12 protein-coding genes are annotated in these 13,258 nt (G+C 59.9%); 8 read left to right on the top strand and 4 right to left on the bottom strand.

The window, feature by feature from the left end; translation table 11 throughout:
• Positions 1 to 3: 3 nt before the first annotated feature.
• Genes F8N96_RS00335 through F8N96_RS00310 form a run of 6 tightly spaced genes read left to right on the top strand, consistent with a single transcriptional unit; the run spans position 4 to position 5,900 of the window.
• Positions 4 to 537: a MarR family winged helix-turn-helix transcriptional regulator gene (locus F8N96_RS00335; protein ID WP_150796073.1), complete on the top strand. Its 534-nt coding sequence runs from the start codon at positions 4 to 6 to the stop codon at positions 535 to 537.
• Positions 538 to 540: 3 nt separating this feature from the next.
• Positions 541 to 1,506, top strand: a complete 966-nt coding sequence (locus tag F8N96_RS00330) for an NAD(P)H-dependent flavin oxidoreductase (RefSeq protein ID WP_150796072.1) — start codon at positions 541 to 543, stop codon at positions 1,504 to 1,506.
• 14 nt (positions 1,507 to 1,520) lie between these two features.
• On the top strand, positions 1,521 to 2,267 hold the full coding sequence (locus tag F8N96_RS00325; protein ID WP_150796071.1) for an enoyl-CoA hydratase/isomerase family protein: 747 nt from the start codon (positions 1,521 to 1,523) through the stop codon (positions 2,265 to 2,267).
• Positions 2,264 to 3,505 carry a CaiB/BaiF CoA transferase family protein gene (locus tag F8N96_RS00320; protein WP_150796070.1) on the top strand — a complete coding sequence of 414 codons (1,242 nt, stop codon included), beginning with the start codon at positions 2,264 to 2,266 and terminating at the stop codon, positions 3,503 to 3,505. Before F8N96_RS00325 ends, F8N96_RS00320 begins: the two co-directional genes overlap by 4 nt.
• Positions 3,506 to 3,507: 2 nt before the next feature.
• A complete protein-coding gene (locus tag F8N96_RS00315; protein ID WP_150796069.1) occupies positions 3,508 to 4,260 on the top strand; it encodes an enoyl-CoA hydratase/isomerase family protein in 753 nt (250 codons plus the stop codon).
• An 11-nt stretch (positions 4,261 to 4,271) separates the two neighbouring features.
• On the top strand, positions 4,272 to 5,900 hold the full coding sequence (locus F8N96_RS00310) for an AMP-binding protein (protein WP_150796068.1): 1,629 nt from the start codon (positions 4,272 to 4,274) through the stop codon (positions 5,898 to 5,900).
• Here F8N96_RS00310 and F8N96_RS00305 read toward each other — a convergent pair.
• Positions 5,792 to 6,619 (bottom strand): NAD(P)/FAD-dependent oxidoreductase, encoded by an 828-nt coding sequence (locus F8N96_RS00305; RefSeq protein WP_224794062.1) that lies wholly within the window; start codon positions 6,617 to 6,619, stop codon positions 5,792 to 5,794. The two genes, F8N96_RS00310 and F8N96_RS00305, sit on opposite strands and share 109 nt — an antisense overlap.
• A gap of 270 nt (positions 6,620 to 6,889) precedes the next feature.
• Here F8N96_RS00305 and F8N96_RS00300 point away from each other — a divergent pair, with 270 nt between their 5' ends.
• Complete coding sequence (locus tag F8N96_RS00300) at positions 6,890 to 8,677, top strand: ABC transporter ATP-binding protein (RefSeq protein WP_150796067.1); 1,788 nt, start codon at positions 6,890 to 6,892, stop codon at positions 8,675 to 8,677.
• A gap of 19 nt (positions 8,678 to 8,696) precedes the next feature.
• Here F8N96_RS00300 and soxR read toward each other — a convergent pair whose 3' ends face one another.
• Positions 8,697 to 9,137, bottom strand: coding sequence for a redox-sensitive transcriptional activator SoxR (soxR, locus tag F8N96_RS00295; RefSeq protein ID WP_150796066.1), 441 nt, complete (start codon positions 9,135 to 9,137; stop codon positions 8,697 to 8,699).
• A 111-nt stretch (positions 9,138 to 9,248) separates the two neighbouring features.
• Here soxR and F8N96_RS00290 point away from each other — a divergent pair, with 111 nt between their 5' ends.
• The gene (locus F8N96_RS00290) at positions 9,249 to 10,769 is read left to right on the top strand and encodes an MFS transporter (RefSeq protein WP_150796065.1); all 1,521 of its coding nucleotides are present in this window, start codon (positions 9,249 to 9,251) and stop codon (positions 10,767 to 10,769) included.
• A gap of 22 nt (positions 10,770 to 10,791) precedes the next feature.
• Here the strand turns inward: F8N96_RS00290 and F8N96_RS00285 are convergent, their stop codons facing one another.
• Both F8N96_RS00285 and F8N96_RS00280 read right to left on the bottom strand, forming a co-directional pair.
• Complete coding sequence (locus F8N96_RS00285; RefSeq protein ID WP_224794061.1) at positions 10,792 to 12,306, bottom strand: GMC family oxidoreductase; 1,515 nt, start codon at positions 12,304 to 12,306, stop codon at positions 10,792 to 10,794.
• 117 nt (positions 12,307 to 12,423) lie between these two features.
• Entirely contained in the window at positions 12,424 to 13,227 is an 804-nt protein-coding gene (locus F8N96_RS00280) for a helix-turn-helix transcriptional regulator (RefSeq protein ID WP_150796063.1), read from the bottom strand.
• Between the last annotated feature and the right edge of the window lie 31 nt (positions 13,228 to 13,258).

Raw genomic sequence — 13,258 nt, 5'->3', positions numbered from 1 at the left:
CTTATGAAAAAAGCTACTAAAGCAGTCGTTGCAGAACCCGAAATCGCCATGGACATGCGCGACCTGTTCTCTGTCCAGCTTCAACGCCTGGCTGGCTTGTCGAGTCGTATCGCTGCGATGACCATTCCCCAGCATTTCGCCATTACCGTACTTGAATGGCGAACCCTGGCGATTCTCGATTACCTCAATCAGGCGCCTCTGGTTCAAGTCGCCAAGCATGCCAGCGTCCTGAAAAGCCAGATGAGCAGAATCGTTACCAACCTGACCAAGCGCGAGCTGATCGAGCGTCAGCCCAATCCTGAGGACGGACGCAGCGCATTGCTCTGCCTCACGGCAGAAGGCAGGGCGATGGTCCATCGGATCCTCGATGATTCGCAGGAACGGAACGAACGCATGCTCAACGGCTTATCGGCCAGTGAGCTCAAGCAACTGCGTGGATTGATGCAGCGCGTCTACAACAATAGCCTCGAGTACTACGGCGAACTCAAGAAAAACAACCCGTACAACCTGAGCCCGGAGAATGACGATGAGGATTGAAGCATGCCGCTCGACACCCGCCTGACCCGCTTGCTGGGCATCCGCTATCCGATCATCCAGGCAGGCATGAGTTGGGCATCAAGTTGCGCTGCCCTCCCCGCCGCCGTCTCCAATGCCGGTGGTCTGGGAGTGATCGCCGCAGGACCGATGCGTCTGGCCGACCTTGCCAAAACGCTCCGTCAGGTGCGTGAACTGACCGACAAACCCTATGCGGTGAACATCCCCCTGTACCGCAAGGGCGCCGATGAAGTCCTGGACTTGCTGGTGGCCGAGCAAGTACCGGTCATCATTGCCAGCCAAGGCTCACCCAAGGCTCACTTGAAACGCTTCAAGGATTACGGTGCGACCTGGCTTCACGTTGTCGCCTTTGTCGAGCACGCACGCAAGGCAGCCGCCGCGGGGGTCGATGGACTGGTAGTGGTCGGCAGTGAAGCAGGCGGACACCCGCCGGCAAATGAAGTGAGCACGCTGGTCAACGTGCGGCGCGTGTTGCAGGAAGTCGACTGCCCGCTCGTGGCGGGCGGTGGAGTCGCCGATGGCTATGGCATTGCTGCGCTGCTCGCCCTGGGCGCTGACGCCGTGCAATTAGGCACACGCTTCATGCTGTCCGAGGAAGCGTTCCTGCATCCTGCCTACAAGCAAAAAGTACTCGACGCCGAGATTGGCGACACCGTCCTGGTTGGACGTGGAGCGTTGCCAGTGCGCAGCGTGCGCAACGCCTTTACCGAACGCGTTGAGCAGGCCGAGCGCGATGGCATGCGACAGGCTGCCCCCGACGCCTACGCCTCGTTGCTGGCTTCGGCCAGTTTGAAACAAGCGTCATTCGACGGCGATGTCAGCAATGGCAAAGTGGAAGCCGGACAAAGTGCCGGTCTGATCCATCAACTGCTGCCAGCCGCCGCAATCATGCACTCACTCATCGACGAACTCGAACAGGCCCTTGCCCGCCTGCGCGCCATGCAACCCTGACAGGAGCACTTTACATGACCGAACAACAGGTCGTTTTGCGCGAAACCCGGGATGGCGTACAGACGCTAACACTCAATCGCCCGGACAAACTCAACGCATTGAACTTCGCACTCACTGAAGGGCTGGTGCAGGCCCTGAAGGATGCCGATGCCGACCCGTCGGTTCGGGTGGTTATCGTCACCGGCGCCGGCCGTGGCTTCTGCGCGGGTGCCGACACCCGCGAGTTCAAGGTGCTGACCCCGGACAATCAATCGCTGGTAGAACGTCGTGCCGCACTGACCACCGAGTTGCAAGGACTGGTCAAGCGGATGAGCAAACCCGTGATCGCAGCCGTCAATGGCTACGCCATGGGTGGCGGTAGCGGGCTGGCCTTGTCCTGCGATCTGGCGCTGGCTGGCGAAAGCGCGCGCTTCGGTTATCCGGAGGTCAAGCACGGCATCGTCGCCGCGATCGTCATGGCGGGGCTGGTCGAGCATGTCGGGCGCAAGGCAGCGTTCGATCTGGTCGCCACGGGTCGTACCCTGGACGCTCATGAGGCCCGGCAGTTGGGCATGATCAACCGGGTCGTGGCCGACGCCGATCTGCTTGGCGAGGCGCAAACGCTGGCGCAGCAGATCGCCGCCCATCCGTTACAGGCGATGCAGGCTACCAAGGTCATTTTTCACAGGGTCACTGAGTTGCCCTTCAGCGAAGGCCTGAAGATTGGTCAGCAATTGAATGCCCAGATGCGTGCCTTTCGCCAAACGGAGTCGCCAGCATGAAACCCCTGGAAGGTGTGACGGTTGTGGAGCTGGCTCGCGTCCTGGCATGTCCCTTTGCCGGCATGATTCTCGCTGAACTGGGCGCCCGCGTGATCAAGGTCGAGCAGCCGGTCGACGGTGACGAAACCCGAGGCTATGAGCCTTTTGTGCGCCAGGCTGACGAGAACGTCGACCACCTGGACGAGGATGCCAAGGCCGAAGCACTGGGCCGCGAGCGCAGTGCCTATTTCTATGCCTTCAATCGCAGCAAGGAATCGATCACGGTGAACTTGCGCACCGTAGAGGGCCAGGAAATCGTCCGCAAACTGGCCCGCGAGGCCGACGTTGTGCTGGAGAATTTTCCGGTGGGCACCCTCAAGCGTTACGGTCTCGACTGGCCGGTGCTCAAGGAAATCAACCCGCGCTTGCTTTACGTCTCCTGCACCGGCTTTGGTCAGACCGGCCCCTATGCCAGTCGCAAGGGTTACGACACTGTGTTCCAGGCCATGAGCGGCATCATGAGTCTCACCGGAGAGAAAGATGGCGGCCCGGTGAAACCGGGGATTCCGGTTTCGGACCTGAGCTCGGGATTGTGGATCGCCCTGGGTATTGTTTCCATGCTTCAGGGCAGACAAAAAGAAGGCACGGGAGCCTACCTCGACTTCTCCATGCTCGACGGACAAATCAGCCTGCTGGCCTTGGCCGCTGCCCGCTATTTCGCTTTGGATGAGGTGCCAGAGCGCCTGGGTACCGAACATCCTGGCCGTGTGCCCTCAGCCAGCTTCCTTTGTGCCGATGGCGGTTACGTACACATCACCGGCGCCGATCAGCACTGGTATCCGCTCTGCTCCGTACTCGGCCTGGAATCGCTGGGAGCGGACCCGCGCCTGCAACACAACAGCGGCCGCGTGCTGCACCGCGATGAAGTGATGGCGGCTCTGGCGGGTGCCATTGCCCTGCTGACCCGCGATCAGCTCTGCGCGGCCTGTGACGCTGCGGGTGTACCCGCCGGGCCGCTGAAAACCCTCGACGAGGTGGTCGTCGACCCGCACTTGCGCGCACGCGGTGTGTTTGCTGATTTCGAGCATCCCCAAAGCGGCCGCTTCCCGGCCATCCAGTTGCCTTTTCAGTTCAACGGTTACGACAACCCCACGGCAAACCGCCCGCCCCTGCTGGGCGAACACACCGACCAGGTGCTGCAAGATCTTGGCTACAACTCGCAAGACATCTACGCCTTGCACCGTTCAGGAGCGGTATAATCATGACTCAGCCCGATCTGTCCTCTGTTGTAAGCCTCACGGTGGTGGAAAACATCGCCACCCTGACCCTGAACCGACCGCAAGCACGCAATGCCTTGAATACCCAGCTATGCCTCGAATTGCATTTGGCGGTCCGTGAAGTGAGCAAACGCGGCGATATCCATGTGTTGCTGGTGCGCGCTAACGGGCCAGTATTCTGTGCCGGTGCCGACCTCAAGGAACGCAAGGATATGGATGAAGACCAAATCCGCGCTCGACGCATCAAGGCCTTCGCCTTGTATGCCGCATTGGAAGGCCTGCCGATTCCGGTGATAGCGGTGATCCAGGGCCCGGCGGTGGGTTCCGGCTGCGAAATTGCCAGCGCCTGTGACTTCATCGTCGCCAGTGACCTGGCCAGCTTCCGCTATCCGGAGGCACGTTGGGGCACGGTCGGCGCTACCCAGCGGCTGCCACGTATTGTCGGCAGGCGAATTGCCAAGGAATTGATGTTTACCGGACGCGAAGTCAGCGCCGAAGAAGCCAGGTCCATCGGTTTGGTCAATCAGGTGTTACCTCATGCTGAGTTCGATAGCTATGTCGAGGGTCTGGCACGGGAGATCGCCTCGGCGCCAACTCATGCCATCCGTAGTGCCAAACGCACCATCGACAAAGGTGCCGATGACAGCCGCTTTGGCGCCCTGGCCCATGAGATCCTCGCCATCGAGGACAACCTGACTGAAGGCACCTGGCGTGCCGGCATGACATCTTTCGTCTGAGGAATTCCCCCATGACTCTATCGACTTCCCCGCTGCCCGGTCCCCTGTGGACAGTATTGAATGACATCGCCCGGCACCACCCCGACAACGACGCACTCATTGCCGAAGACGGCCGCCTGAGTTATCGCCAGTTACTCGAACAGGTGGATAGCACCGCGCGCGCCATGCTCGGCCTGGGCTTGCAACGGGGCGAGCACATCGGTCTGCTGATGGGCAACTCCGTACAATGGGCGGTGCTTTGGTATGCGGCGGCTTCGCTCGGTCTGGTCTGCGTACCGTTCAACACCCGCTTCCGTAGCGAAGAACTCAGTTATGGCCTGGCCCACGAAGATGTACGGGCACTGTTCTGCGTCGATACTTTCCTCGACAAGATCGACTTTGTCGCCATGCTCGAGGACGTCGAACCTGCTATAAACACCACTCTGCCGGGGACCCATTTGCCGCTGTTGCAGCACCTGGTGGTTTTTGGTCAACGCGTACCGGAGGCAGGCCTTGGCCAGGCTGATTTCCTTCAATTGGGCGCCAACATCCAGACTGCCGATTTTGCACTGGCATGCGCACAAGTCGAACCCGACGATACGTTGTTGATCCAATTCACGTCGGGTACTACCGCTTTCCCGAAAGGGGTGATGCTCAGCCACGCGTCGATGCTCGGGGTTGCCAAGAGTGTGGCCGATCGCATGGGCGTGCGCTCGGAGGATCGCTACTTCAGTCCACGGCCGTTCTACCACGTGGCCGGCAGCACCATGTCATTGCTGGTCGCACTGGTTCATGGCGCCACCCTGGTCACTGCCGCCACTTTCGATCCGGCTCAGGCGCTGGCGATCATGGCGCGCGAACAGTGCACGCTGACCTCGGGCAACGACACCATGTTCCTGATGATGCTGGCCGAGCCTGGTTTCAATACTTATCGACTGTGCCTGCGGGGCGGCTGGGCGGCGGCCAGCCCGCAGATCCTTCATGAGGTCGTCGAGAAGATGGGCGCGAAGGACATTTGCAACGCGTACGGCCTCTCGGAAGCCTCACCGAACCTGGTCTGCTCTGATTACCGCGAGCCGCTGGAGTTGCGTCTCAACGGCGCCATGACCACCCACCCGGGGCTGGAAATCCAGGTACGTGATCCCGCCAGCGGCCAGCCATTGCCGCCCGGTCAACCGGGCGAAATCTGTGCCCGCGGCTGGAGCCTGATGAAGGGTTACTACAAGCTGCCTGAACAAACCGCAGCCACCCTGAGCGAAGGCTGGCTGCATACAGGAGACCTCGGAACCCTCTCCGAAGATGGCCGCCTGCAGTTTATCGGTCGACTCAAGGACATGTTCCGCGTCGGCGGCGAAAATGTCTCGCCGCTGGAAGTCGAGCAGGTGCTGCTGAAACACCCTGCTGTAGAACTTGCACAAGTGATCGGCGTGCCGGACCCGCGACTGGGAGAGGTCCCCGCCGCCTATGTCACCCTCAAGCAGGGTAACTGCGCCAGCAGCGAAGAGTTGATCGCGTTCTGCAAGGCACGCTGCGCCAACTTCAAGGTGCCGCGCTATCTGTGCATCATCGAGGAGTTCGAGAGCATCGGCATGACAGGATCAAGCAAAATCCAGAAGGGTCGCTTGCGCGAGCATGCTATTACGCAATTCAGCCTGGGCTGACCGTGATAAAGCCCGGTATCGGAGGGTACCGGGCGACTGGGTTTGCGACCTGAGCAGACTTTGCGGGTAGCGCTCATAGGCCCCACTATAGGAAGGCGATCGTCGGGTATCGGTCGCCACCCTACCGCCACGGATCGTAGCTCTATTGACTCGGCACCTTTCAATTCGGCACGAATGGCTGTGAGCGCCCTGAACCCGATGGCAGCGGGGCCATTTTCTTCCGTATCGTCGATATAGTCTTCAGCTGCAATCAATGCGCGAGCGCCAGCTTGACGAGCTTCCATCTCAGAACTTGAAACAATGCCGTTTAAAAGATCATCGGATACGTCAAAATTAATAATGATCGCTGGGGATGAAAGAATGGGCAGATGCATGCCTTGGCGAGATAAAAGATCCAGCGTTCCCAAGCCAGCAGTCAGTACCGTTTTACTGCCATGGATATTTCCCGCCTGCGTTATGACGCCTACAACCTGCCCGCCTTCAACGAGCAGTTCGTTTGCTGCGCAATTGGAAACAACCCTTGCGCCAAAGCCTTTGGCAGCGTGTATCAGGCATTCAATGGCTTCGACCGGCGAGGTGACCCCCGCCGCCCCCCCGGCTGGCCAGGACTCTTCAATGAGTATCACGCGTTGCCCTGCCTGGGCACAGTAATAGGCCAAGGACGCACCATGAATTCCGGCGCCCACAATAACAAGATCATAACTGCTGCTTTGGTCCATCAACGGTAACAGCCTCAACTATTGAGTAAGTCCCTTGGCTCACGACATTTGCTTGCGTTCGCCATCCTTCACAATGCTTCACAAAGTATATTAGACCGAACACTTAGTCTAATATACGCTCATGCCAATCCACCCCTCCATGAGAAAAGCAGGGATTTGGCAGGCCACGAGCAACGCGCTTTCCTGGTGATATCGGCCTTGGAATATCTGTGCTTGGAACGCTGCCGAAGGTGGGCAAACCATTCGGAGCCCATTGGGCTGGAACAGAAAATGACTGGACCTGAAGTAACAAAAGACACGACCTACCATGACCTTGCAGCCAAGCATGTCTCGGCAAGCCGGATCATCGCGCTGTTCACGCCCTATAAACTGCAAATCGCACGGGTCATCTGCCTGATTCTGGTGTGTTCGGCCGTCGCAATGGCTTCTCCTTTCCTGCTGCGGGAAATTATTGACGAGGCGCTACCTAACGCAGATATGACCCTTCTCGCCTATCTCGCGGGAGGACTGATTGGCGTTGCCGCCCTCACTGCCTGGCTCAATACACTCCAGATTGTCATGTCTACGAAGATCGGCCAATCGATCATGCATGACCTGCGCGTAAGGTTGTATTCGCACCTGCAATCGCTCTCGCTCTCCTTCTTTTCAGCGACACGCTCTGGGGAAATCCAATCACGCATCGCCAGCGATATCGGGGGCCTGCAAACGCTCGTCACCAATATGGCCAACGAGTTGGCACGCAATTTCAGCATCGTAGTGATGACCACCATCGCCATGTTTCTACTCGACTGGCGCCTCGCCCTCTTTTCGATGGTTGCGGTGCCCATCTCGATCATCCTGAGTGACCGCGTCGGCAAGAAGCGAGAGGCCATTACCCATGAACAGCAGGTTCGCCTGGGCGATATGTCTGCAGCGGTCCAGGAGTCTCTTTCGATTTCCGGGGTCATCCTGGCCCGTACCATGGGGCGCGGCGCACATCTGACCCAGCATTTCACGCATACGTCCAAGGATCTCGCGAGGCTGGAAGTCCGTTCTCACACCGCAGGAGAATGGCAGTGGCAATTGATTTTGCTGATGTTGTCGATGTTCCCGGCACTTACCCTTCTGCTGGGCGGCTTGTTGATGAACGCCGGCGTTCCGGCCACTATCGGAACGCTGGTGGCGATGATTGCCTTGCAGGAGCAATTACTTTGGCCGCTGGAAGGGTTGCTGGAGATAGGAAGAGAATTGCGCACTACCCGTGCCTTGTTCACCCGGGTTTTCGAGTACCTCGACAAGCCCGTAGAGATCACCGAAAAACCTGATGCCGTCACTTTGGATCGACTGCAAATGCAAGGCGCGGTTCGGCTGGAGAATGTTGGATTCTCATATCCTGGCAGCCAGGAACCTACACTGTCGGATGTATCGATCGACATTCCTGCCGGGTCCAGTGTCGCCATCGTGGGAGCCACAGGATCAGGCAAGACCACGCTGGGTTATCTGTTGGCTCGCCTGTACGATGTCAATGCCGGTGAGATCCGTTATGACAACGTGGATGTTCGTACGCTGAGTTTTGAAAGCGTTACCCATCTGCTTGGCGTAGTGACGCAGGAACCTTATCTTCTCTACGCCTCTGTGGCAGACAACCTGCGCTTTGCGAAGCCGGACGCGACCGACGAAGAGTTGATCGCGGCCGCCAAAATTGCGCAAATTCACGACAGTTTGTCGGCCTTGCCCGAAGGGTATGACACGCTGGTTGGCGATCGGGGATACAGGTTTTCGGGAGGAGAAAAGCAGCGTCTTGCGCTCGCCCGCACGATTTTGCGCAACCCTGCAGTTCTTCTTCTTGATGAGGCGACCAGTGCGTTGGATACACGGACCGAACGCGCCATGGAGGTTGCCCTTGCAGCCCTGTCAAAAGGCCGCACCACCATCACGATTGCACACCGCCTCTCCACCATTCGCCATGCAGATCAGATCGTTGTCCTGCAGCGTGGTCGCGTCGTTGAAAAGGGAACGCATACCGAATTGACAAACCTCAATGGTGTTTATGCTGCGCTAGTAAAGTCGGGGCCTTGAGCCCCGCTTTACTAGTGCCTTATTCGATCAAGACGGCACCGGTCCCAAGTTTGCTCAAATGATCACCTGGATTGCGCAGTGGGCACTCCTCCATGGAAAGACACCCACAGCCGATACAGCCGTCGAGCTGATCACGAAGTTGAGTCAGGCTGCGAATCCGTTCACTCAGCATGTCCCTCCAGACGGTGGAGAGGTGTGCCCAATCCTTTGCCGTTAACGGGCGCCCGGACGGGAGCTCGTCCAGCGCGGCCTTGATGGTCGCCAAAGGAATACCTGCGCGCTGTGCGACCTTGATGACGGCAATCCTGCGAAGGACCTCCCGGGTGTAGCGACGCTGATTGCCCGCGCTCCGTTGGCCTTGAATGAGGCCTTTGGCTTCATAAAAGTGGACGGTCGCGATGGTGACGCCGCATCGGCGGGCCAGCTCGCCGACCGAAAGCGGCACGTGCACATCGATCATGGATTCAAATCCTTCTTGACCTCATCTTTACATGAGGTTTTATAAGGGATGTCGGTTTGCCTTCGCAAGCCTCATGCGCAGCGGCGTATGGAATCTCGAAATGGAGCCGACATGAACAAGCATCACGCCTCAACTGATCAACCTTCGCGATCCGTACCAGAGGTGGGGGCGCCTCTGGATGACCGTTCTTCAGATACAGGGTGGCACGCCTTGCTGTCGGGTTCGAATGGCGTGCGTTCGCTCGCGCTGGCAGGGGGCGTCGTCCTTCATGCGATCAACGTCTACATAGCGACCACGATTCTACCGTCAGTGGTCAGGGACATCGGCGGCATCGACTATTACGCTTGGAACACCACGCTGTTCGTCGCGGCCTCCATCCTCGGTTCGGCACTGTCGGCGAGGTTGCTGATCGGCATGGGGCCGCGCGGCGCCTACATCATCGCCACGCTGGTATTTGCGGGCGGCGCGCTCCTGTGTGCGTTTGCGCCATCAATGCCCGTCATGCTGGTCGGGCGCCTCATTCAGGGATTAGGCGGCGGTTTTCTATTCGCCCTCTCCTACGCAATGATCCGGCTGGTGTTCCATGAAGCCTTGTGGCCACGTGCGATGGCGTTGGTATCCGGCATGTGGGGGGTGGCAACGCTGATCGGTCCTGCGGTCGGCGGCATCTTCGCTGAACTGGGTGCATGGCGAGCGGCGTTTTGGTCGCTCGTCCCCGTCGCAGCATTGTTCGCCCTGCTGGCCGCGGTCGTATTGCCCAAGCGCAGCGCTGAAAGAGCGGAACGCTCGCCGCTTCCGCTCGCCCAGCTGGTTTTCCTGACGTTGGCAGTGCTCGCCGTTTCGGCCGGCAGTGTCTCGCCAATCTTCTTGTGGAACATCCTGGGCCTTGCCGCCGCCGCTCTCCTGACGGCCCTGCTGATAACGACGGAAAGCCGCGCCCGCCATAGGCTGCTGCCAGCTGGTGCATTCAGGATCACATCGGCGCTGGGTGCGCTGTATGCAACGATGTCGCTGCTTGCAGTCGCCGTCACCAGTGGCGAGATCTTCGTGCCGCTTTTCCTCCAGACCCTCCACCATCAATCCCCGCTAGCCGCCGGCTATCTCGCCGCGCTCATGGCGGCCGGCTGGACGCTAGGATCAATCGCAAGCTCTGGGGCGAGCGGTAAAGGCATCAGGCGCGCGATCCTCGCCGGCCCGATCCTTGGAGTGACCGGCATGGTGGCGCTTGCCGTCTTGATTCGAACCGAAAGTGCAGGTGGTTGGCAGACGGTCACGCCGCTCTGTCTCGCGCTCGTCGCAATCGGATTGGGCGTGGGCCTGGCTTGGCCGCATCTGCTGACCCGTGTATTTCAAGTCGCGCCGGCTGGTGAGCAGGACCTGGCCGCCGCGTCGATTACGACCGTGCAGTTGTTCGCCACCGCGCTTGGCGCTGCTCTGGCGGGAATGGTGGCAAACCTTGCCGGCCTCACTGATCCCGGAGGCATCGTCGGCATGGCGAGCGCTGCGGGATGGTTGTTTGGCGTGTTCGCGTTCGCGCCGATCTTCGCCGTCTTTACTGCCCTGCGAGTGATCCGGCCGCACCCAAAAGACGGGAAGGTTCGCCAGGCTTCACGCAACGCGCGATTGTCATAGTCGCCAGGGTTGTGGCGCGTGATCAGCAGGCTCCGCTCAACAGAAACAGGGCAATGCGTTCGCCGACGACAGCGCAGGGCAGTGCCGTGGTACCGCGTGGCACCTCGGGAAACACCGAGGCATCGGCAACATGCAGTCCCTCCAGGCCATGCACCTTGCCGGTGTGTTCGACGACTGCATAGGGATCGGACGCAGGGCCCATGCGGCAGGTGCCAACCGGGTGCCAGTAATGGCGATGATTGCGCCTGACCCATTCGGTCAGCTCCGTCTGCTGCTGGGGCAGGGTGGCCAGTGGTGCGCCGATGAAGTTGGCCAGGGCGGGCGAACGGATCAGCTCCTGGGTCCATTGCAGCCCGAACAACATCGGCGGGAGATCTTCAGGATCGGCGAAGAAGCCCGTGTCGATCGCGGCGGCAGCCCTCGGGTCGCTGGAGGTCAATTGCAAACTCCCACGCGACCTGGGGCGTAGCAAGCCGACCGGGAAGATGCAGCGCCAACCGTGCTTGAGGGAGGGATCGCGCTCGATCCAGGGAAACACGTGCAAATCATAAGGGGCGCTCCCTGCGAAGGGCGAGCGCAGTTTGATGATGGTTTGCTCGTCCATCAGCACCCGATCGGCTTCGAAGGCCGCGAGGGCTTCGGCCAGCGCCTGGGTGCCCTCATACTCCAGATTGGCAGTGGGTTGGTCATGCAGGTTACATCCCACACCCGGCAAGTCATGGGTCAGGGGGATCTGCAGTTCGGCCAGGTGATCCCTGGGGCCGATACCGGAACGGAGCAATATTTCCGGGCTTCCATAGGTCCCCGCGCAAAGCACTATCAGCTTGGCAGGTAGGCGTTGTTCAACGCCCTGGTGGAGGATGTGGACCGCCTGGGCGCGTCCGTCCTTGAATGAAATCCGTTGCACCAGGGTGTCGCACAGTACCTCCAGTTGCCCGCTGTCACGGACAGGGTCCAGATAGGCGAATGCTGCATTGAGGCGAACCCCCTCGAGCGAGCTGTTGACCGGGGCACAACCGGCACCTGCGCCACCGGTGAGCTGATGGAAGTCGCTGACCAGTGGCAGGCCTTGGGCGGTGGCGGCGCCCAAAACCGCTTGGTGAAAGGGCTGGATTTCGTGCTGCCGATAGTGCCTGGCCCAGTAGCGATGCAACGCCGATTCGAATAGCGGAGCAAGTGACGCCGCATCCCAGCCGGGACAGCCTTGGGCGGCCCAGCGGTCATAGTCGCCGGCCCAGCCGACATTCTGGGTGGTGCCATTGTGACTTGAGCAGCCACCGATCACGCGGCAGCGATCCAGCGCGAGTGGCTGGCCGGCGCCGCCGGGGCCGGTGTAGCCCCAGTCGTGCGAAGTCGGCAGGGTGCGGGCGTTCAGCAGGTCGGCGGGCCAATCGGGTGAAGTCCGCGGACCATAGTCAGGTCCCGCCTCGATTAGCAGTACCTGACGGCCCGCAGCAGCAAGCCGGCCAGCGACTGTACAGCCTGCAGACCCGCCACCAATGACTAATACATCGGCGTTTCGAAGGGTGTCGATCAAGATGAAGTCCTCTATTTCAAGAGAAGCCCCGAGTGCATCAGGGCACAGGTTCTCCAGGGGCAACATAGAATGCACGGCTGCGCGCAACAATTGCCCCGATGGCGTACGCCTGAAGGGTTAGTACACCCTGCCGTGTTGCTCCAGGGACTGGATGAACCGTGAAAAGAGTTCGGACTGTGACGATACCGCCAGTTTGCTGTAGAGGTTGCGTCGGTGGGCCTTGATGGTGTCGGGTGAGACCTTGAGGTGGGCGGCCATGGTCTTGGAAGAGGCGCCGCGCAGCATCAGCCGGGTAATTTCCATCTCTCGTTCGGTCAACACGCCGCGTCCGAATCCACGGAAAGCGTCACGCAGATGAACAGTCAAATCGCCCTGGGCAGTCGGTTGTGACACACGTGTATGTTGCTGCCAGTGTTGCTGCATCAGCGGTAGCACCCAGGTCGCCAGCATGGCCAGCCGTCCGCTGTCTTCAGCCGAACAACTGCGGCGCAGCCCCAGGGAAAGGGACAGTGCTCCGTCACCGGGTAGCTGCAGGATGAACTGGACTTCGTCTTCCAGGGCCAGCGTGACGAAGTAATCGAGGAAGTAAGTGCTGTGACGGAAAGCGTCGAAAGCCACTTCGTCCAACCGATAGATGCCACTGCTGATGCCGTCACGACAGGCGTGAAAAAAGGGATCGAGCAAGTAGACGCCATTCAGGTAAGTCGCCATCGAGCTGGCTGCACCATGGGGGTCGGCGCAGTACTCGGCGAGGACTTGTGGTGTGCCGTTCTGCGGGTAGAAAACGCTCACGGCGTTGTAGAACGAGATGGTTTTCTGCAACAGCAGCGACAGGTGCTTCCAGAATCGCTGTTGACCGATATGCGCAATCGCGCGGCCCAAACCCTGGTGCATATCGATTTCGCTGAACAAGCTATTCATTGCTCTTCCTCCCCGCCGAGTAACCGGGCGG

This window comes from Pseudomonas fluorescens (genome assembly GCF_902497855.1).
GTDB lineage: Bacteria > Pseudomonadota > Gammaproteobacteria > Pseudomonadales > Pseudomonadaceae > Aquipseudomonas > Aquipseudomonas fluorescens_BI.
The sequence above is the reverse complement of the archived record's forward strand: the minus strand, read 5'-3'. Positions and strand labels throughout refer to the sequence as shown.

What these genes read in the sequence shown, in the direction of transcription:
- F8N96_RS00335 (WP_150796073.1), top strand. Translation starts at nt 4, where the DNA reads ATGAAAAAAGCTACTAAAGCAGTCGTTGCAGAACCCGAAATCGCCATG.
- F8N96_RS00330 (WP_150796072.1), top strand. Translation starts at nt 541, where the DNA reads ATGCCGCTCGACACCCGCCTGACCCGCTTGCTGGGCATCCGCTATCCG.
- F8N96_RS00325 (WP_150796071.1), top strand. Translation starts at nt 1,521, where the DNA reads ATGACCGAACAACAGGTCGTTTTGCGCGAAACCCGGGATGGCGTACAG.
- F8N96_RS00320 (WP_150796070.1), top strand. Translation starts at nt 2,264, where the DNA reads ATGAAACCCCTGGAAGGTGTGACGGTTGTGGAGCTGGCTCGCGTCCTG.
- F8N96_RS00315 (WP_150796069.1), top strand. Translation starts at nt 3,508, where the DNA reads ATGACTCAGCCCGATCTGTCCTCTGTTGTAAGCCTCACGGTGGTGGAA.
- F8N96_RS00310 (WP_150796068.1), top strand. Translation starts at nt 4,272, where the DNA reads ATGACTCTATCGACTTCCCCGCTGCCCGGTCCCCTGTGGACAGTATTG.
- F8N96_RS00305 (WP_224794062.1), bottom strand. Translation starts at nt 6,619, where the DNA reads ATGGACCAAAGCAGCAGTTATGATCTTGTTATTGTGGGCGCCGGAATT.
- F8N96_RS00300 (WP_150796067.1), top strand. Translation starts at nt 6,890, where the DNA reads ATGACTGGACCTGAAGTAACAAAAGACACGACCTACCATGACCTTGCA.
- soxR (WP_150796066.1), bottom strand. Translation starts at nt 9,137, where the DNA reads ATGATCGATGTGCACGTGCCGCTTTCGGTCGGCGAGCTGGCCCGCCGA.
- F8N96_RS00290 (WP_150796065.1), top strand. Translation starts at nt 9,249, where the DNA reads ATGAACAAGCATCACGCCTCAACTGATCAACCTTCGCGATCCGTACCA.
- F8N96_RS00280 (WP_150796063.1), bottom strand. Translation starts at nt 13,227, where the DNA reads ATGAATAGCTTGTTCAGCGAAATCGATATGCACCAGGGTTTGGGCCGC.